The sequence below is a fragment of the Sphingomonas sp. Leaf208 genome, from assembly GCF_001421415.1.
In the GTDB taxonomy this organism is placed as follows: Bacteria; Pseudomonadota; Alphaproteobacteria; order Sphingomonadales; family Sphingomonadaceae; genus Sphingomonas.
This window is the reverse complement of the sequence record NZ_LMKH01000034.1, coordinates 284,283-302,501: the sequence shown is the minus strand read 5'-3', so window position 1 is coordinate 302,501 and position 18,219 is coordinate 284,283. Positions and strand designations below refer to the sequence as shown.

The window sequence follows — 18,219 nt, the reverse complement described above, 5'->3', positions numbered from 1 at the left end:
GTCATCAGGGTCTCGTTAAGACGCTGATGTTACCGGAAACCACTATGTACACGATCAGCTTCGACGTCCCGACCAAGACACTCAACATCGTCACCGAGGGGTTCTGGTCGGTCGCGACGACGGCGACGTTCTCTGCGGAACTGCTAGCTCGGGGATCGGCAGCGCGGCTGTATCACGGCCGGTTCGTCGTGCTTGCCGACCTGCGCAAGGCCGCGATCCAGCCGTTGAAGGTCGTCGATGCGCTGGAGGCGATGATGCCCAAGGCGCTCAAGGTGACGTCGGCACCGATCGCGGCGGTGGTCGCGTCGCATTTGGCGAAGCTCCAGACCGAACGCTATCTGAAGGCCGAGAATTGCCGGACGTTCCTCGATATCGACGAGGCTAAGGCGTGGCTGGCCGGGGGTCGTACCGCCACCTAACCCCTAGTCCTGCGGGGCCGTTTCCAGCAAAGCCGCCTCGACCTCTTCGATCGTGATGCCGAACGCGCCGGCGAGCCCTGCCACCGACGCGCCGCGATCGGCGAGCGTGCGAATACGCACGGTGTCGACGATGGTCTTGTAGCTACGCGTGTCGCGATCAGTTTTCGATTCTTCGCCGCTGCGCGCAAGCGCGCCCGAACGGCGGCGTTTGGAGATCTTCAGCGCCTCGACATCGTTGGTCGGCGGCGCATCAAGCCGCGCCTTGATCCGCTGATCCTCTTCGATTCGGCGGTCTTCGCGGGCACGTTCGCGCTCCTGGGACTGAAGATCACGTTGCGCGGCGCGCGATTCGGATCGCTGTTCGGACGCGGCAAGCCGTTCCTTCGCGCGCTGCTCGCGGCCATTGGCGCGCTCTTCCGCCCGCTTTGCGGCACGGTCGGCGGCGCCCGGCGTGAGCGGTCCCGTTCCCCTGCCGCCGCTCGGCCAGCCGTCGGTCATGTTTGATCCTGTCGTCACCGGTGCGCCACCTAGAGGCGCAGAAGCGCGCTGCTAGGCGATGACATCTCCGGTGACTAGGGATTCGTCTTCACGATCCTCCCCCGCCTAGGGGAGGTGTCGCCGTAGGTGACGGAGGGGGGGACACGGAACCTGCGTTTCGCGTGCCTCCCCCTCCGTCAGGCTGGCGCCTGCCACATCCCCCTTGCGAGGGAAGATCAAGCTTAGGCGTTCGCGGTTTCGAGCGCGGGGTAGTCGATGTAGCCCTCGCGGCCCTGGCTGTACCACGTCTTCGCATCGTCCTTCGCGAGCGGCGCGCCGGTGCGCAGGCGCTCGGGGAGGTCCGGGTTCGCTATGAACGTACGGCCGAAGGTGATCGCGTCGGCATTGCCCGAATCGAGCTCGGCCTGCGCTTCCTCGACGGTCGTGTAGTCCGAGTTCACGACCAGGACGCCGTTGAAGACCTTGCGGATCGCCGGGCTGAGCTTCGGGACGTCGGTCTTGCCGAACGTGCCGTCGGGGCCGGGCTCGCGCAGTTCGAGGAACGCGATGCCGAGATCGGACAGCGCCTTTGCGGCGGCGGTGAACAGCGCCTCGGGGTTGCTGTCGTCGACGCCCTGCGAATCACCGTTGGGCGACAGGCGGACGCTGACGCGGTCGGCGCCGGCAACCGAGATCACGCGCTCGGCGACTTCACGGAGCAGGCGGACGCGGTTCTCGATCGAGCCGCCATATTCGTCGGTACGGAAATTGGCGTTGTCGCGCAGGAACTGGTCGATCAGATAGCCATTGGCCGCGTGGATCTGCACGCCGTCAAAGCCGGCCGCCAATGCGTTCTTTGTTGCCAGCTCGTAATCGGCCAGCAGGCGCGGGATCTCGTTGGTCTCGAGCGGACGCGCGACCTCGAAATCCTTCTTGCCCTCGAACGTGTGCGCCTGGCCTTCGGTCGCGGTTGCCGACGACGACACGGGCTGCGTCTCGTAGACCGACGAGTGGCCCTGGCGACCCATGTGCCACAGCTGCGCGACGATCCGACCGCCGGCGGCGTGAACCGAGTCGGTGACGGGCTTCCAGGCGGCGACCTGCGCATCGGTCCACAAACCCGGCGCGAACGGCCAGCCGAGACCTTCGCGGCTGATGCCGGTGGCTTCCGAGATGATCAGGCCGGCGCTCGCACGCTGCGTGTAATACTCGACCATGATGTCGGACGGCACCGCATCCCTGTCGGCACGCCCGCGGGTGAGCGGCGCCATGATGATGCGGTTCGGCGCTTCGACGGCACCAAGGGTAATCGGATCGAAAAGGCTAGGCATGGAAGCTCCTTATTGGCCTGACGGGCGGAAGATAGGAGGCTACAGGGCGGCATGCATCGCCCCGACCCGCAAAGATTATCTAGCGTGCCCGATACGCCGCACGGTTTGACGCCGGTTGCGGAAAGTGTTGCCGCGCCGGGACTTATCGCCTTCGCCGCGCTGGTGGTGGCGAATGTCGCGCTGGCGTTCGGGCCGTGGTTCGTCCGTGCGACCGAGGTCGGCCCGGTGGCCGCGGGGTTCTGGCGGCTGACGTTGGCGGTGCCGTTCCTGATCGCATTGGCGGTCCAGCAGGGCGCGCGGCCGACCCGGTTGAGCCGCGGCGTGTGGATCGGGTTGATCGTCGGCGGCGTGTGTTTCGCGGCCGATCTCGGCGCGTGGCATCTCGGCATTCGGCGCACGACGCTCGCCAATGCGACGCTGTTCGGCAACGCGGCGACGCTGATCTTTCCGATCTACGGCTTCCTGATCGCGAAGACGTGGCCGACGCGGACTCAGGGCTGGGCGCTGGTACTGGCGGCGACGGGCGCTGCGCTGTTGCTCGGGCGGTCGTATCAGCTCGATGCGAAGAACCTCGTGGGCGATCTGCTCTGCATCCTCGCGGGGCTGCTTTATACCGTCTATTTCATCCTGATGGCGCGCGCGCGGGCGACGTTGGCGCCGCTGTCCGCGCTGACCTTGTCGACGCTGGCGGGGATCGTGCCGCTGCTCGTGTTCGCGCTGGCGATGGGCGAGCGCGTGATGCCGACGCACTGGGGGCCGCTGATCGGGCTCGCTCTGTGCAGCCAGGTGCTCGGGCAAGGCCTGATGATCTACGCGCTCGGCCGCTTCTCGCCGTTGGTGATCGGGATTGCGCTGCTGATCCAGCCAGTGGTCGCCGGCGTGGTAGGGTGGCTGGTGTACGGCGAGCGGCTTGGCGCGGCGGATCTGGTCGGTGTCGTGATGGTGGGGGTCGCGCTGGTGCTCGTCCGCCGGGGACCTCCCCCGGAAGTCCCCCTTGAAGACACGCTTGATACGCCTGATTTTGAACGGCAGGAGACGGTATGACCCAGGACCTTACGCTCGACGAAATCCGCGCCCTGCTGGCACCCGGCATCGCCGCCAACGCGGCGTTCGACGGCTGGAGCGATGCCGCGCGCGACATGGCTGCGCAGGCCGAGGGGGTCGACACCGACATCGCCGCGCTCGCGTTCAAGGACGGCCCGGTCGACATGATCGACGCGTGGTTCGCGCACATCGATGACGTGATGCTGGCCGCGGTGCCGCCCGAGCGGCTCGCGCTGATGAAGGTCCGCGAGAAGATCACCGCGCTGGTCGCGGCGCGGCTCGACGCAACGTCGATCGATCGCGAATCGTTGCGGCGTGCGCTCGCGATCCTCGCACTCCCTCAGAACCTGGCGAAAGCGACGCGGCTTGGCTGGCGGACGGTCGACACGATCTGGCGCGCGGCCGGCGATGTCGCGACCGACTATAATTACTACACCAAGCGGACGATCCTGCTCGGCGTGTACGCGTCGACGATCACGGTCTTCCTCGACGACGAGAGCGAAAGCCTCGCCGACACCCGTGCGTTCCTCGGTCGTCGCATCAACGGGATCATGCAGTTCGAGAAGGCCAAGGCCGGGTTCCTCAAGCGCACCGAACACGGTTTCAGCCTGTCGCGATTCGTTGGCCGCCTGCGCTATCCGACTGCCTGAAGCCACCAACGATCCGCTAAGTACCTCTGGCGCCAAGCTTTCGTCAGGATCGCGAGGCGTTGAGACGGTCGTAACCCACGACGGTTAGGGCTTCCCTTCCCCGGGCGTTACTGATAATCACTCGCATCATGGACACTCGCCCCGATCGTTCCGTCAGCCTCGAAACGCTGCCTCGCAAGCAGCATGGCATCGTTGCCGCGATCGAATGGGCACGACTTGCCGATCCCGAGGCGCGCCGGTTGCGCGAACTGGGCTTCGACGAGGGTGTCGATGTGGAAGTTTTGCACCGCGCGACGCTGGGCCAGGGCCCGATCGCCTGCCGGATCGGCCGGATGACCGTCGCGCTCCGCCGTGCGGTCGCCGGCGCGATCCACGTCTCGCCAATGCCTGCCGCGGCTGAATAATCCTTTAAAATGAACGCAGCACCGCTGGTTGCGCTGGTCGGCAATCCCAATGCCGGCAAAAGCGCGCTGTTCAATGCGCTCACGGGTGCGCGCCAGAAGGTCGGCAATTATCCCGGCGTCACGGTGGAGCGGAAAGTCGGGCGGCTGATGCTCGACGACGGCCGGCCGATCGAACTGGTCGACCTGCCCGGCGCGTACAGCCTCGAACCCTCCTCCCCCGACGAGCGCGTCACGCGCGACGTCGTCACCGGCACGCAGGACGGCGAACGCCTGCCCGACGCGCTGGTCGTCGTCGTCGATGCCGCCAATCTCGACAACCATCTGCGCTTCACGCTCCAGCTGATCGCACTCGGCCTGCCGGTCGTGGTCGCGCTCAATATGGTCGATCTCGCCGAGCGCGACGGCCTGAAGCTCGACCCCAAGGTGCTCGAACGCGAACTCGGCGTGCCGGTGATCTCGACCGTCGCGGTGCGCAAGCGAGGCCTCGACGAGTTGAAGGCGGCGCTGTCCGGCATCGTCGTCAACGGCCCGATGCGCCTTCGGAAATCGGACGGCAGCGTGCAGGACGACATCGTCACGCTCCAGCGTCGCGCGCGCCAGATCGCCACCTCGGCGACCGTGTCCGAGACGCAGGTCCGCCGCTGGACGCACATGCTCGACGCGGTCGCGCTGCACCCCGTCGCCGGGCCGATCCTGCTACTCGCGATCATGTTCCTGATGTTCCAGGCGGTGTTCAGCTGGGCGCAGCCGTTCATGGACGCGATCGATGCGGGCTTCACCGCGTTGCAGGGGTTCCTGACCGCCGAACTGCCCGACTCGCTGCTTCGCTCGCTGCTGGTCGACGGCGTGATCGCCGGCGTCGGTGCGGTGATCGTGTTCCTGCCGCAGATCCTGATCCTGTTCCTCTTCATCCTCGTGCTCGAGGCGAGCGGCTATATGGTCCGCGCGGCGTTTCTGATGGACCGGGTGATGGCGAGCGTCGGGCTGTCGGGCCGCGCGTTCATCCCGCTGCTGTCGAGCTTCGCCTGCGCGATCCCCGGCATCATGGCGACGCGGACGATCGACGACGAGAAGGACCGCCTGACGACGATCCTGATCGCGCCGCTGATGACGTGCTCCGCGCGGCTGCCGGTCTACACGCTGATCATCGGTGCTTTCATCCCGAACACGCAGGTGCTGCCCTTCGTTGGGTTGCAGGGTCTGGTGATGCTCGGGCTGTACGTGATGGGCATCGTCGGCGCGTTCGTCGCCGCGCTGGTGCTGCGCCGGACGGTCACCAAGGGCGTATCGTCGGGCTTCATGATGGAGATGCCGAAATACCAGTGGCCGCAGTGGCGCGACGTCGGCATCGGCCTGTGGAGCCGCGCGCAGATCTTCCTGAAGCGCGCCGGCGGCATCATTCTCACCTCGACGATCATCCTGTGGGTGCTGCTGAGCTTCCCCAAGCCGCCCGAACAGCCCGCTGGCGCACCGAAGATCTCGGCCGTCGATTATTCTGTCGCCGGCCGCATCGCCAACGGCATCGCGCCGGTATTCGCACCGATCGGCTTCAACCGCGACATCGTCCTCGCGCTGATCCCGGCGATGGCCGCGCGCGAAGTCGCGGTCGCGGCGATCGGCACCGTCTATGCGATCGACGATCCCGCCAGCAACCAGGGCGGCAAGGCGATGATCGAGAACCTGCGCGGTCGCTGGAGCCTCCCGACCGCACTTGCCTTCCTGATGTGGTTCGTGTTCGCGCCGCAGTGCATTTCGACGATCGCCGTCACCCGCCGCGAGACAAATGGGTGGAAATGGCCCGCCTTCATGGTTGGCTATTTGTTCGCCGCCGCCTACATCATGGCCGGAATCACATATTGGCTGGCGGTAGCCGCTGGTTTGTAGGTGATGCACTGAGCGGACTCCAAATCCGTTCAAGGCGTAGGTCCTGGTCCTTCTCCCCAGAAGCGATCATCCCTTCCACCGGGTAATCTGCACCCAGGTCCTACGCCGCTACCGTATATTCGTTCATGCTCGTCTGAGCAATCAAACCTTACTAGTGGAGTCCTGGGTTCGTGGCAGGCAGCGTCAACAAGGTCATCATCGTCGGCAATCTGGGTCGCGACCCGGAGAGCAAGGCGTTCCAGAACGGCGGCAAGGTCGTCAACCTGCGCATCGCGACATCCGAGTCCTGGAAGGACAAGATGTCGGGCGAGCGCAAGGAAAAGACTGAATGGCATTCGGTCGCGATCTTCAACGAAGGTCTCGCGAACGTCGCCGAAAAGTACCTCCGCAAGGGCTCGAAGGTCTATATCGAGGGCGCGCTCCAGACCCGGAAGTGGCAGGACGCGCAGGGTCAGGACAAATATTCGACCGAGATCGTACTGCAGGGCTTCAACAGCGTGCTGACGATGCTCGACGGTCCGAACGGCGGCCAGGGTGGCGGCGCAGGCGGCGGAGGTAGTAGCCGCGGCGGTGGCGACGACTGGGCCGGCGGTGGCGGCGGCAACGACTTCGGCGGTGGTTCGTCGGGTGGCGGCGGCGGTTACGGCGGTGGCGGTGGCGGTCGCGGCGGCAGCGCACCCTCGGGTGGCGGTAGCGGTGGCGGCGCACGCGGCGGCAGCTTCGGCCAGACCGGCGGCTTCTCGGATGATCTCGACGACGACGTGCCGTTCTGATTGCCGTGACGACGCTGTATTCCGTTCCCAATACCGCCACGTTCGACGAGGCCGAGCGCTCCCGCGTGATCTCGGCCTACGACGTCGCCGGTGCGCGCGCGAAGGGCCAGCTCGACGATATCGTGGCGTTCGCAGCCGAGCTGTGCGGCGCCCCGGTCGCGTTGCTGAGCCTGGTCGAGGAGGAATATCAGCGTTTCCTGGCGCGGACCGGCTTCGACCTGGAGCAGACTCCGCGCAGCATGTCGTTCTGCGCGCACGCGATGCACCATCACGAGGTGATGGAAGTGCCCGACGCGCAGGCCGATCCGCGCTTCGTCGACAACCCGCTGGTGACGGGCGAGCCGTATGTGCGCTTCTACGCCGGCGCGCCGCTCGTCTCCAGCGAGGGCGTGCCGCTGGGTGCGCTCTGCGTGCTCGCGAACGAGCCTCGCGAAGGCCTGACCCGGTTCCAGCGCGACGGCCTCACGCTGCTGGCCAAGGCGGCGATGGGCCGGCTGGACGATCGCCGCACCGCACGCGAGCAGGCTATGGCCGAGGCGGAGGCGCGTCGTACGCTCGAGGCGAGCGACCTCAAGTTTCGCACGCTCGCCGACACCATGCCGCAGATGGTGTGGTCGACGCTGCCCGACGGCTTCCACGATTACTTCAACGCGCGCTGGTACGAGTTCACCGGTACGCCGGTAGGAACGACCGATGGCGAAGGCTGGAACGACATGTTCCACCCCGACGACCAGGATCGCGCCTGGGCGATCTGGCGCCAGTCGCTCGACACCGGAGAGCCGTACAACATCGAATACAGGCTTCGGCATTTCGACGGCACGTACCGCTGGGTGCTCGGCCGTGCGCTGCCGGTGCGTGACGCGAGCGGCGCGATTACGCGTTGGTTCGGGACGTGTACCGACATCCACGAACAGAAGCTGGCCTATGAGGAGCGCGAGGTCATCAGCCAGGAGCTGAGCCACCGCATCAAGAACATCTTCGCGGTGATCGCCGGACTCATCGCGTTCTCGGCGAGGGGAAAGCCGGAGTTTGCCGGGATCGCGACCGATTTGCGTCACCGCATCAACGCGCTGGGTCGCGCGCATGATTTCGTCCGCCCGCATAGCGCCAACTCACGACCATCGATGGCGCAGAATAGCCTGCATGGCTTGCTGCACGAATTGTTCGAGCCGTATCAGCGAATCGATGGCGCCCGTGTCAGCGTCGTGGGCGACGATGTGACGATCGATGATCGTTCCGCGACTCCGCTCGCGTTGATGTTTCACGAACTTGCAACCAACGCGACCAAATACGGTGCGCTCGCGACCGAACTCGGCACGGTGCGGATCACCGTTGCGGCTAATACCGATACGGTGACATTGCACTGGCGAGAGGTGGGAGGTCCGTCCGTCACCCAGCCTGCGACGCCACCGGGTTTTGGCACGCAGTTGATCGAAATGAGCGCGGTGCGTCAGTTAGGCGGCAACGTGAACCGGACGTGGAACGACGACGGCCTGATCGTCGCCCTGACTATTCCGAAGACCGCGTTCAGCCGCTGACGCGAATGACGTCGTCGTGCGCGCTTGTGTCGTCGTTGCACGCCAAAGCGGCAGCGGCGAGGATGGCGGCATCGCTGAACGGCTTGCGAATATACCCCAGACAATCCGCATCGCCGATCTGGGCGGGGTTTGCAGTCACGAACACGACCTTTACGCCGTAGTCCTGCGCCATCCGCCTGGCGATCTCAGGCCCGGTCGGGCCGTCGCGCAGGTTGATATCGACGAACGCGAAGTTGCAACCCGGCGCCGCCGCGATCGCGCTGTCGCGGTCAGCCGCAATCCCCGCGACGCCGTAGCCGGCATCCATGAGGATTCTCTCGAGGTCGAGCGCGACGAAGATTTCGTCTTCGACAATGAGGGCGGTCTTGGTCATCGGCGAAGTAACCAGTCGCCCGCTAATCGGTTCCGCCAAATCGGTGATTTAGATCAACCGCTTGTCCCGATATGGCCTGATCGTTGCCGATTTCCGCAATCGATTACCGTCTCAGCAGGAATACCGCGTGCTCGGCAAGCAGGTTGGCACCGCCCGCGCCGGTGCGCTTGTCGCCCGACAGGAACCAGGCGTCCTCGACGGTGATCCCGCGCGCTTTCACGAAGGCGCGGAAATCGTCGATCGTGACGTGGTGGATGTTCGGCGTGTCGTACCAGCTCTCGGGCAATTGCCGCGTTACCGGCATGCGGCCGCCCCACAATAGCGACAGCCGCACACGCCAATGCGCGAAATTGGGGAAGCTGACGAAGGCGCGCCGGCCGATCCGCAGCAGGTGATCGAGCACGAGATCGGGCGCGCGTGCGGTCTGCAGCGTCTGGCTCAGGATCGCGTAGTCGAAGCTCGCGTCGGGATAGCCGGCGAGGTCGATATCGGCATCGCCCTGGATCACCGACAGGCCGCGCGCGACCGCCGACGCCACGTTGTGCGCATCGATCTCCAGCCCGCGGGCGTCGACTTCGCGCGTATCGCGGAGTGCAGCCATGAGCGCGCCGTCGCCGCAGCCGATGTCGAGCACCCGACTGCCCTGCGCGACGTTCTCGGCGATTACAGCAAGGTCGGCACGTAAGTTCATGGTGCGGTCCGCAGTTGCTCGGCCAAGCCCGGCGCGAGCCTCTCCATGTAGCGATCGGCGCGCACGAGAGGATGGAAACCGAGGCCCGCATACACGCCGTGCGCATCGGCGGTGACGAGCCCGAACCTGCGCAACCCGGCAAACGACGGATGCTCGAGGAACCAGCTTACCATCTGGCGCCCTAGCCCCTGCCCGCGCACGGATTCCTCGACCCATACGTCCGCCAGCCAAGCGAAGGTCGCGTGATCGGTGATCATCCGCGCGAACCCGACCTGCGCTTCGTCTTGGTATGCGCCGAGGCAATGCGAGCCGGCGATCGCCCGTTCGACCAGACCGCGCTCGATCCCTGGCGACCAGTAACTGCTCGCAAGCCACCCGTGGATGCGGTCGACCTGCAACCTGGTTGCGTCGTCCGACAGGATGATCGTCATCGGCCGGCCCTCAGGAAGCCGTCGACGACGCGGTTGAGATCGGGCGCCTCCAGCAGGAACGCGTCATGGCCATACGGGCTCGACAGTTCGACGAAACTGACCGGCGCGCCGGCTGCGTTCAGCGCCTGGACGATCGCACGCGACTCGGCGGTCGGATACAGCCAGTCGGTGTCGAAACTGACGAGGCAGAACCGCGATTTCGTTGCGCGGAAGGCGTTGGCGAGCAGCCCGCCATGCTCCTCAGCCAAGTCGAAATAATCCATCGCCCGCGTAATGTAGAGGTAGGAGTTCGCGTCGAACCGGTCGGTGAACGCGAGCCCCTGGTGGCGCAGATAGCTCTCGACCTGGAAATCCGCATCGAACCCGAACGATTTGGCGTCGCGCGCCTGTAGACGGCGGCCGAACTTCTCGGTCAACCCGGCTTCCGACAAGTACGTGATGTGCGCCGCCATCCGCGCGACCGCGAGCCCGGCAGTCGGTGCCGCATCGTCATGATACTCGCCGCCGCGCCAGTTCGGATCGGCCATCACCGCTTGCCGCCCGACCTCGTGGAACGCGATGTTCTGCGCGGTATGGCGCGCGGTCGAGGCGATCACCACGCACGCCTTCACGCGCTCGGGGAAGGTGGCGGGCCAGCTCAGCGCCTGCATCCCGCCCATCGATCCGCCGACCACCGCGTGGAGCACGCCGACGCCGAGATGATCGAGCAGCATCGCCTGAGCGCGCACCATGTCGCGGATCGTGATGACCGGGAAATTCATCGCCCAGGGCCGTCCGGTCGCCGGGTTGATCGTCGCGGGCCCCGAGGTGCCCATGCAGCTGCCGAGCACGTTCGCGCACAAGACGAAGTGTCGCGCGGGGTCGATCGGCTTGCCCTCGCCAACCATCCGCGTCCACCAGCCGGGCTTGCCGGTGCGGGGGTGATGCGAGGCGACGTGCTGGTCGCCGGTCAGCGCATGGCAGATCAGGACCGCGTTCGAGGCGTCTGCGTTGAGCGTGCCATAGGTCTCGTAGGCGATATCGACTGGCGACAGCAGGACGCCACCGTCTAGGCGCAGCGGCCCCGGCAACGTGACGCGCCGCGCGAGGCCGAAGCGCTGGTCGGTGTCATGGCCGGTCTCGGGGTCGATGGCAGGCGTGTCGAGCATGCCGCGCGCTACCATAGGCTACCGCCGTCATGCCAGCGCGGTGGTGGTCCGGACTTGGGTACGATCCTACCCCTACCCCTGTCGGGCGCGGACCGTCCGGACCACACCGCCATCCTGACGAAAGTCAGGACCCAGGGTAACGAGCGGTGACATCCGTGGCTCTGGATCCTGACTTTCGTCAGGATGACGGATGGGATTGTCGTCCGGCTCTATGCCGCCCTCCCCACACCCCCACGCACAAAGATTTGCCACCGCGCCACCGCGCCCGCTATGTCCCGCGGCCATGACAAACATCACGCCCGCCCCTGCGCCGAAGCCCTGGATCCTGGGGATCGCGCCGTACACCCCCGGCCGTTCGACGACCGACGACGGCCGCACGGTGATCAAGCTGTCGTCGAACGAGAACCCGCTCGGCACCAGCCCAGCCGCGAAGGCTGCGTTCGATGCCGCCGACCGCACGCTGGAACGCTATCCGGATGCGGGCGCGGTCGAACTGCGCGAGGCGCTGGCGGCGCATTACGACCTCGACCCGGCGCGCGTGATCTACGGCACAGGCTCGGACGAAATCCTGCATCTCGTCGCGGGCGCCTATGCCGGGCCCGGCGACGAGATCATCCACGTCCGCTACGGCTTCGCGGTGTATGAGATCGCCACGCGCCGGGTGGGGGCGGAGCCGGTGATCGTCGACGACCGCGACTATGCGACCGACGTCGACGCGATCCTTTCCGCGGTGACGGAGCGTACGCGCGTCGTGTTCGTCGCCAACCCGAACAACCCGACCGGCACGTTCACGCCGCGCGCCGAAATCGCGCGGTTGCATGCCGGGCTGCCGAAGTCGGTGCTGCTGGTGCTCGACCAGGCCTATGCCGAATATCTGTCGCCCGAAGAGGACGATGCCGGCCTCGCGCTGGCGATGACCGAGGCGAACGTGCTCGTTACGCGGACCTTCTCGAAGATCCACGGCCTCGCCGCCGAGCGGATCGGCTGGGGCTATGCCTGCGCGCCGATCATCGACGCGATGCACCGCATCCGCGCGCCGTTCAACGTCACCACCGCAGGCCAAGCGGCGGCGGTCGCCGCGATCGGCGACACCGCTTTCGTCGACGCGACGCGGGCGCATAACGACACCTGGCGCGGCTGGTTCGTCGAGCAGATCGGGCAGATGGGCAACGCCGGGCTTCGCGCCGTACCGTCGAAGGCGAACTTCGTGCTGGTGCTGTTCGAGGGCAAGCTGACCGCCGACGCTGCGTATCACGGGCTCATGGACGCGGGCTACATCGTCCGCTGGCTGCCGGGTCAGGGCTTGCCCAACGCACTGCGCATCACGATCGGCACCGAGGAGGAAACGCGCGGCGTTACTGCGGCGCTGCGCAACCTGGTCGAAGCCGCCTGATGCTCCCGTTCGCGCGCGTCACGATCATCGGGCTGGGACTGATCGGCTCGTCGGTGGCGCGCGCGGTGCAGGCGACGATGCCGACGGTGCGCGTCACCGGCTACGATGCCGACGCGAGCGTGCGCGAGACCGCGGACCGGCTGCAATTCTGCGACGACGTCGCGGATTCGGCCGGCGCGGCGGTGATCGACGCCGACCTCGTGATCCTGTGCGTGCCCGTCGGCATCATGGGCGAGGTCGCCGCCGAGTTCGCGGCCGAACTGCCGGCGGATGCGATCGTCAGTGACGTCGGCAGCTGCAAGGCCGAGATCGTCCGCGCGCTGACTGAAGCACTACCGAACGCAACCGTCATCCCCGCGCACCCGGTCGCCGGCACCGAGCGAAGCGGCCCGGAGGCTGGCTTCGCGACGCTGTTCCGCCATCGCTGGTGCATCGTCACGCCCCCCGAAGGCGCCGACCCGGTCGCGGTCGAGCGCGTGTCCGAATTCTGGCGCAGGCTCGGCGCGCAGGTCGAGACGATGGCGCCCGAGCATCACGACCGCGTCCTCGCCGTTACCAGCCACCTGCCGCATCTGATCGCCTATACGATCGTCGGCACGGCGGGGGATCTGGAGGAAGTGACGCAGTCGGAGGTCATCAAATATTCCGCGGGCGGTTTTCGCGACTTCACGCGGATCGCAGCGTCGGACCCGACGATGTGGCGCGACATCTTTCTCAACAACCGTGAGGCGGTGCTGGAGATGCTCCAGCGCTTCTCGGAGGATCTGAGTCATCTCCAGCGCGCGATCCGCTGGGGCGATGGCGATGCATTGTTCGACCTGTTCACGCGAACGCGGGCGATCCGGCGGAGTATCGTCGAGCAGGGGCAGGACGATGACGTCCAGGATTTTGGGCGAACGCACGGGTAAGGGCGCTCCACTTACCTGAACACCACCCCGGCGCAGGCCGGGGCCCAATTGGGTAGGCTCGAGTAACCGCGAGCAACGCACATTAAAAAACGTCCCCCAATTGGGCCCCGGCCTTCGCCGGGGTGGTGGACTGCTTGGTCTAATCCAGCGCGTTCATCGCCGCATGGACGCGCTGCTCCGCTTCCTCGCGCGGCAGGCCCGGCGGCACCACCTCGCCGAACCGGAAGGTGATCACCCCCGGCAGCTTCGGACCCTTTTTCGGCCACACTAGCCCGCTGTCGCACGCGATCGGCACCGTTGGCATCTTCAACGCACGGTACAGCCCGGCAAACCCCGGCTTCAACGGCGGATGCTCGCCCGGCGACACCCGCGTCCCCTCCGGAAAGATCAGGATCGAACGCCCGGTCGCCTTCGCCGCGGTCGCTTCCCGCATCATGTTCCGCATCGCCTTGGCCGAAGCCTCGCGGTCGACGACGATCGCGCCGTAGCGCCGCGCCGCCCAACCCCAGGCCGGGATATCCGCCAGTTCGCGCTTCAACACGATCGCGGGGCCGTCGAGCAACGCCTGCAATTCGAGCGTCTCGAACATCGCCTGGTGCTTGCACGCATAGAACGCCGGCTCGGTCGGTCGCGTCCCCTCGACCCGGATATGCACGCCGAGGATCACCCGCGCGCACCATCGATGAAACCGCGTCCAGATCGTCGAATGCACGATCACCGCGCGCGAGCCGAACAGCGCGGAGATCGGCACGGTCACCACGATCGGCACCGAAATCGTGTAGAAAACGAGCATGAACGCCCAGTTGCGCAGCCAGATCATCCGCCAAATCCAATCCACAATGCGATCCGGCGAAGGATCAACTTGTTATATTCGTTGACCAAGGTCCCGAGCCGCGGCGTGCCAGGCACCCCATCGCCGAGGATCACGACGTTCTTGTCGAGCGCCGCCGCCAGCTCCATCCGCGCGCGGGCGACGTGCCAGTCCGACGTTACCAGCCGCACGGAGCGGTATCTGTGGACGCGCACCCACTGCGCGGTCTCCTCGGCGTTCGAGCGCGTATCGACCGCGTCTGCGCCGAGATCGATGCAGCACGCGAACAGCGCCGGCGATGTCCGATATTCCAGCGCAAGATCGATCGGCCGCACCCCCGGCGCGACACCCGTCACGAGCATTCGCTTCGCCTGATGATCGCGGAGCAGCGCGATGCCGCGGTCGATCCGCCCTGCCCCGCCGGTCGGCACGACGATAGCGTCGGACGTGAAACCGTCGAGCGGCTTGGGCAGCAACAGCATGAACAACGCGAACCCGAACGCCCAGGCGAGCGCCATGATGCCAAACAGCCGGACGATCACAGGATATGCCTCAGTGCACGGACGATCGTCACGCGGGCGGCGAGCGTGGCGAGGACGACGAACGCGATCGGCAGCATCGCGAGCGCCACCCAGTCCACCCCGCCCAGCGTCACCCCGCCGAGCAGTTCCGAACCCAGTCCGTGCAACCGGATCCCGACGAACGCGACCACCAGCAACGCCGCGACACCGCCGCCGAGTCCGCCGATGGTCGCGTCGAGCGCGATCCGCCGCTGGAACAGCCGCGCGACCTGGAGATCGGTCGAGCCGAGCATGTGCATCACCGCAATCGTCTCGCGGTGCGTCTCCAACCCAGCGCGTGCGGCGAGCACGACCACCGCGGCTGTCGCGCTCGCCATCAGCAGGACCAGCGCCAGTGCGAGAAACGTCAGCGAGCCCATCACGTCGTTGACCGGCGACATCCAGCTTTCGTGGCGGTCGACGCGGACGATCGGGCTCAGGCGGCGGACACTGGTCGCGACCCGCGCCGCGACCGCCTCGTCCTGATTGCCAAGGTCGACGTCGATCATCGCCGGCACCGGCAATTGCGGATCGGCGCCATCGGACCCGAGCCAGGGTTGCAGCAGTCGTGTGAGTTCGGCGCGATCGACCGGCGTTGCCGTCGCCACCGCCGGCATTCTCCGCAGCGCAGCCAGCACGCGCGCCGCGACAGCGTCACGCCGCACCGGATCGCCATCGACGACCTGCACCGTCAACCGCCCCGCCAACTGCCGGTCGAGCAACCGCGCCGCACCCGCCGTCGCCAAACCCAACGCCGCAGCGAGCATCGTCAGGAACAGCATGATCGCCATCACCCACGTCATCGCGCGCAGTCCGCCCGCTTCGTCGAGCACGCGGCGTTCTGCCGAAGATCGCGCCTTCGACCGCATCACGAATCAGGCCGCGTCGGCGGATAGCGGAGCGAGCCGGTCGGATCGAGCAACCGCCCGCGATCGAGCCGCATCATCTGTGCCCCCGGTATCCGCCCCAGCAGGTGGAAGTCGTGCGTTGCGACGACGACGGTCGTACCCAGCTTGTTGAGCGATTCGAACAGGTGCAGCAGTCGCTCCGCCATGTCGGGATCGACATTGCCGGTCGGCTCGTCCGCGACCAGGATCTCGGGGCGCGCGATCACCGCGCGGGCGATCGCGACGCGCTGCTGCTCGCCACCCGACAGCGTCGCGGGCCGCGCATCCGCACGCTCGGTGAGCCCTACCCAGGCGAGCATTTCGCGCACCGGTTGCTCGATGTCCGCCTCTGGCATCCCCGCCACGCGCAAGGGGAGCGCGATATTGTCCCAGGTCGACAGATGGGGGACGAGCCGGAAATCCTGGAAGACGACGCCGATCCGACGCCTAAATCCGGGCAGCCGGTCGCGCGACAACACCACAGCGTCCTCGCCGAACAGCCGGATGACGCCGCGTGTCGGGCGCTGTGCGAGATAGAGAAGCTTGAGCAGCGAGGTCTTTCCCGCACCGCTCGCACCGGTCAGGAAATAGAACGCGCCGCTGCGCAGCGTGAAGCTGAGGTCCGCCAGCGTCTCCGGCCCTGCGTCCGGACCCGTGCCGTAGCGAAGCCCGACATTCTCGAATTGGACGATATTCGCCATGACGTGGTTGCGCCCGCTCTCGCCCGCTTGTTGCCCGTGCCAATGCCCGTATCGGCGCTTTCGCATGAAAGCCCGCGCCGCTTCAAGCTTGCCACATATGCGGGCCGCGTGCTTATTCGGCGCGAGATACGGTCGCGCTCCGGCGACCGCTGGTGAAGCGTATCCATGATCCTCCAATGTCCCGAGTGCAGCACGCGCTATCTGGTCCCCGACAGCGCGATCGGGACCGAGGGGCGCACCGTGCGCTGCGCCAATTGCAAGCATAGCTGGTTCCAGGCCGCCGCACCGGAGGTCGAGGATGCGCTGGAGATCCCGGAATCTGCTCCGCTTGCACCTGCGCCGCCACCGCTCGCCCCTCTGGCGCGGCCGCCGATCGCGGAGCCGGCCGAACGGTTCGCACCTTTCGCTCCTGCCGCACCGGTCGCGCCCGAGCCTGCGGTCGTAGCACCCACATTCGTTCCGCCGGCAACGCCGCAGATCGAGAACCTGCCGGTTCGCCTGCGTCGCAACACGACGCGGCGCTGGACGATCGTCGCGGTGCTGGCCGGGCTGCTGATGCTGATCGCGGCGGGAGCGATCGTCTATCTCGGTGCGCCCGGAGTCGCGGCGAAGCTCGGTCTTGGGACCGGCAGCGACGAGACACCTCTGCGGTTGCGCGACAATCCGATCGAGCGGCGCGAACTGGATAATGGCTCAGAGTTGTTCGCAGTCAGCGGCCAGGTCACCAACCCGTCGAACCAGCGCCAGCGCGTGCCCGACATCCGCGCCGAACTCCGCGATGCGCAGGGACGGCTGGTGTATAGCTGGACGATCACCCCGCAGCAGCGGACGTTGGCGCCGGGCGGTGCGATCGACTTTAACTCCGCGACGCTGAACGTGCCCGCGAACTCGAAGCGCCTCGAGTTGAGCTTTGCCGGCGAGGCGACACGCTAAGTCTACGTTCGCCCCCACCAGCGGAAAATCATCGTGTTGGCGCTGGAAAAAACGTGCCGATCGGATTTGGATAGCGGCTTTTTCGCAAAGGGCGTTGCACGATGCAGAAACCCTTGCTAGTGGCGCTCGCCTACCAGATGCCGGGTCCGCCCGGTGATGTTTCATGGGCGGCCATGGCGGAACTGGTAGACGCGCAACGTTGAGGTCGTTGTGGGCGAAAGCCCGTGGAAGTTCGAGTCTTCTTGGCCGCACCATTTTTCAGATTAGAGTAAACACCCCCTTCGAGGGTCCCCCTTTCGCGGCCGTGCGTTGGGCTTGGCGGAGGCATTGCATGAGTTCGATCGACGACACGATCATCGACACGCCCGAGGGGCCGATGACGTTTGCGCAGTGGAAGAAGAAGAACCCGGTTCAGCTGCCTTCGCGCCGGACCAAGGGGAAGAAGCTGCCGAACAAGGTGAAGCTGACCACCGACGAGAAGTAGTGGGGCCTGTTCCCCTTCCGCTTGCGGGAGGGGTTAGGGGAGGGGCTGGCCTCCTTGGCTACGGCATTTGCGGCCACGCCCTACCCCGACCCCTCCCGCAAGGGGGGGGGAGAAGGTCAGTGCTTCCCCGAACTCCCTGACCCCTGCCTCGCCCGGATCATCCGCGCCTGGAACTTTACGCGCTGCCAGAACGTCGCGTCGTCGAGCCGCCATTGGCGGATCGCCTGCGTCGCCAGCGTCTCGATCAGCGCCTCGCTGGTCGCCGCATCCTGTGCCGCGAACGCCCGTGCGAGGTCCTCGACGCACGGACCGTGGTCGGTAAAGTCGCGTGGCAGCGGCATGGGTGTGGGCTGGTTCGGCATCGGCATATATATCTCTC

General features: G+C 66.5%; 22 protein-coding genes and 1 tRNA gene. 12 read left to right on the top strand and 11 right to left on the bottom strand.

Annotated elements, in window-relative coordinates:
• Nucleotides 1-44: 44 nt before the first annotated feature.
• Nucleotides 45-419: a hypothetical protein gene (locus tag ASE69_RS14170; RefSeq protein WP_056487833.1), complete on the top strand. Its 375-nt coding sequence runs from the start codon at nucleotides 45-47 to the stop codon at nucleotides 417-419.
• Between the two features lie 3 nt (nucleotides 420-422).
• Here ASE69_RS14170 and ASE69_RS14165 read toward each other — a convergent pair whose 3' ends face one another.
• Together ASE69_RS14165 and ASE69_RS14160 are read right to left on the bottom strand one after the other, a co-directional pair.
• A complete protein-coding gene (locus ASE69_RS14165) occupies nucleotides 423-917 on the bottom strand; it encodes a hypothetical protein (RefSeq protein WP_056487830.1) in 495 nt (164 codons plus the stop codon).
• A gap of 221 nt (nucleotides 918-1,138) precedes the next feature.
• Nucleotides 1,139-2,227: an alkene reductase gene (locus tag ASE69_RS14160; RefSeq protein ID WP_056487828.1), complete on the bottom strand. Its 1,089-nt coding sequence runs from the start codon at nucleotides 2,225-2,227 to the stop codon at nucleotides 1,139-1,141.
• A gap of 51 nt (nucleotides 2,228-2,278) precedes the next feature.
• Between ASE69_RS14160 and ASE69_RS14155 the strand changes: the two genes are divergently transcribed.
• From ASE69_RS14155 to ASE69_RS14130, 6 genes are all read left to right on the top strand, one after another.
• The gene (locus tag ASE69_RS14155; protein WP_082453128.1) at nucleotides 2,279-3,271 is read left to right on the top strand and encodes a DMT family transporter; all 993 of its coding nucleotides are present in this window, start codon (nucleotides 2,279-2,281) and stop codon (nucleotides 3,269-3,271) included.
• Nucleotides 3,268-3,921, top strand: coding sequence for a COQ9 family protein (locus ASE69_RS14150; RefSeq protein WP_056487825.1), 654 nt, complete (start codon nucleotides 3,268-3,270; stop codon nucleotides 3,919-3,921). Before ASE69_RS14155 ends, ASE69_RS14150 begins: the two co-directional genes overlap by 4 nt.
• A gap of 128 nt (nucleotides 3,922-4,049) precedes the next feature.
• The gene (locus ASE69_RS14145; RefSeq protein WP_056487822.1) at nucleotides 4,050-4,325 is read left to right on the top strand and encodes a FeoA family protein; all 276 of its coding nucleotides are present in this window, start codon (nucleotides 4,050-4,052) and stop codon (nucleotides 4,323-4,325) included.
• Nucleotides 4,326-4,334: 9 nt separating this feature from the next.
• Nucleotides 4,335-6,209, top strand: a complete 1,875-nt coding sequence (feoB, locus tag ASE69_RS14140; RefSeq protein WP_056487820.1) for a ferrous iron transporter B — start codon at nucleotides 4,335-4,337, stop codon at nucleotides 6,207-6,209.
• Nucleotides 6,210-6,379: 170 nt separating this feature from the next.
• Entirely contained in the window at nucleotides 6,380-6,982 is a 603-nt protein-coding gene (ssb, locus tag ASE69_RS14135; protein ID WP_056487817.1) for a single-stranded DNA-binding protein, read from the top strand.
• A gap of 5 nt (nucleotides 6,983-6,987) precedes the next feature.
• Nucleotides 6,988-8,520 carry a sensor histidine kinase gene (locus ASE69_RS14130; protein WP_235518785.1) on the top strand — a complete coding sequence of 511 codons (1,533 nt, stop codon included), beginning with the start codon at nucleotides 6,988-6,990 and terminating at the stop codon, nucleotides 8,518-8,520.
• On the opposite strand, the gene ASE69_RS14125 is transcribed toward ASE69_RS14130, so the two are convergent.
• The 4 genes from ASE69_RS14125 to metX form a co-directional block, all read right to left on the bottom strand.
• Nucleotides 8,510-8,893: a response regulator gene (locus tag ASE69_RS14125; protein WP_056487814.1), complete on the bottom strand. Its 384-nt coding sequence runs from the start codon at nucleotides 8,891-8,893 to the stop codon at nucleotides 8,510-8,512. The genes ASE69_RS14130 and ASE69_RS14125 overlap by 11 nt on opposite strands.
• Nucleotides 8,894-8,996: 103 nt before the next feature.
• Nucleotides 8,997-9,584, bottom strand: coding sequence for a methionine biosynthesis protein MetW (metW, locus tag ASE69_RS14120; protein WP_056487811.1), 588 nt, complete (start codon nucleotides 9,582-9,584; stop codon nucleotides 8,997-8,999).
• Entirely contained in the window at nucleotides 9,581-10,015 is a 435-nt protein-coding gene (locus ASE69_RS14115) for a GNAT family N-acetyltransferase (RefSeq protein WP_056487807.1), read from the bottom strand. Before ASE69_RS14115 ends, metW begins: the two co-directional genes overlap by 4 nt.
• On the bottom strand, nucleotides 10,012-11,163 hold the full coding sequence (metX, locus tag ASE69_RS14110) for a homoserine O-acetyltransferase MetX (protein WP_056488340.1): 1,152 nt from the start codon (nucleotides 11,161-11,163) through the stop codon (nucleotides 10,012-10,014). Before metX ends, ASE69_RS14115 begins: the two co-directional genes overlap by 4 nt.
• A gap of 283 nt (nucleotides 11,164-11,446) precedes the next feature.
• Between metX and hisC the strand changes: the two genes are divergently transcribed.
• Together hisC and ASE69_RS14100 are read left to right on the top strand one after the other, a co-directional pair.
• Nucleotides 11,447-12,556 carry a histidinol-phosphate transaminase gene (gene hisC, locus ASE69_RS14105; RefSeq protein ID WP_056487804.1) on the top strand — a complete coding sequence of 370 codons (1,110 nt, stop codon included), beginning with the start codon at nucleotides 11,447-11,449 and terminating at the stop codon, nucleotides 12,554-12,556.
• Nucleotides 12,556-13,464: a prephenate/arogenate dehydrogenase family protein gene (locus tag ASE69_RS14100; RefSeq protein ID WP_056487801.1), complete on the top strand. Its 909-nt coding sequence runs from the start codon at nucleotides 12,556-12,558 to the stop codon at nucleotides 13,462-13,464. The genes hisC and ASE69_RS14100 overlap by 1 nt, the downstream gene beginning before the upstream one ends.
• 139 nt (nucleotides 13,465-13,603) lie before the next feature.
• On the opposite strand, the gene ASE69_RS14095 is transcribed toward ASE69_RS14100, so the two are convergent.
• Genes ASE69_RS14095 through ftsE form a run of 4 tightly spaced genes read right to left on the bottom strand, consistent with a single transcriptional unit; the run spans nucleotide 13,604 to nucleotide 16,423 of the window.
• Nucleotides 13,604-14,284: a lysophospholipid acyltransferase family protein gene (locus tag ASE69_RS14095; RefSeq protein WP_056487797.1), complete on the bottom strand. Its 681-nt coding sequence runs from the start codon at nucleotides 14,282-14,284 to the stop codon at nucleotides 13,604-13,606.
• Nucleotides 14,281-14,817 carry a YdcF family protein gene (locus ASE69_RS14090; protein WP_056487793.1) on the bottom strand — a complete coding sequence of 179 codons (537 nt, stop codon included), beginning with the start codon at nucleotides 14,815-14,817 and terminating at the stop codon, nucleotides 14,281-14,283. Before ASE69_RS14090 ends, ASE69_RS14095 begins: the two co-directional genes overlap by 4 nt.
• Nucleotides 14,814-15,704, bottom strand: a complete 891-nt coding sequence (locus tag ASE69_RS14085) for a cell division protein FtsX (protein ID WP_056487789.1) — start codon at nucleotides 15,702-15,704, stop codon at nucleotides 14,814-14,816. The genes ASE69_RS14090 and ASE69_RS14085 overlap by 4 nt, the downstream gene beginning before the upstream one ends.
• Entirely contained in the window at nucleotides 15,704-16,423 is a 720-nt protein-coding gene (ftsE, locus tag ASE69_RS14080; protein ID WP_056487786.1) for a cell division ATP-binding protein FtsE, read from the bottom strand. Before ftsE ends, ASE69_RS14085 begins: the two co-directional genes overlap by 1 nt.
• 165 nt (nucleotides 16,424-16,588) lie before the next feature.
• Here ftsE and ASE69_RS14075 point away from each other — a divergent pair, with 165 nt between their 5' ends.
• From ASE69_RS14075 to ASE69_RS22615, 3 genes are all read left to right on the top strand, one after another.
• On the top strand, nucleotides 16,589-17,356 hold the full coding sequence (locus ASE69_RS14075; RefSeq protein ID WP_056487783.1) for an MJ0042-type zinc finger domain-containing protein: 768 nt from the start codon (nucleotides 16,589-16,591) through the stop codon (nucleotides 17,354-17,356).
• 167 nt (nucleotides 17,357-17,523) lie between these two features.
• Nucleotides 17,524-17,610: transfer RNA gene (locus ASE69_RS14070), tRNA-Leu, on the top strand.
• A gap of 77 nt (nucleotides 17,611-17,687) precedes the next feature.
• Nucleotides 17,688-17,840: a hypothetical protein gene (locus ASE69_RS22615; protein ID WP_165886441.1), complete on the top strand. Its 153-nt coding sequence runs from the start codon at nucleotides 17,688-17,690 to the stop codon at nucleotides 17,838-17,840.
• Between the two features lie 116 nt (nucleotides 17,841-17,956).
• Here ASE69_RS22615 and ASE69_RS14065 read toward each other — a convergent pair whose 3' ends face one another.
• A complete protein-coding gene (locus tag ASE69_RS14065; RefSeq protein WP_056487781.1) occupies nucleotides 17,957-18,208 on the bottom strand; it encodes a hypothetical protein in 252 nt (83 codons plus the stop codon).
• Nucleotides 18,209-18,219: the final 11 nt, after the last annotated feature.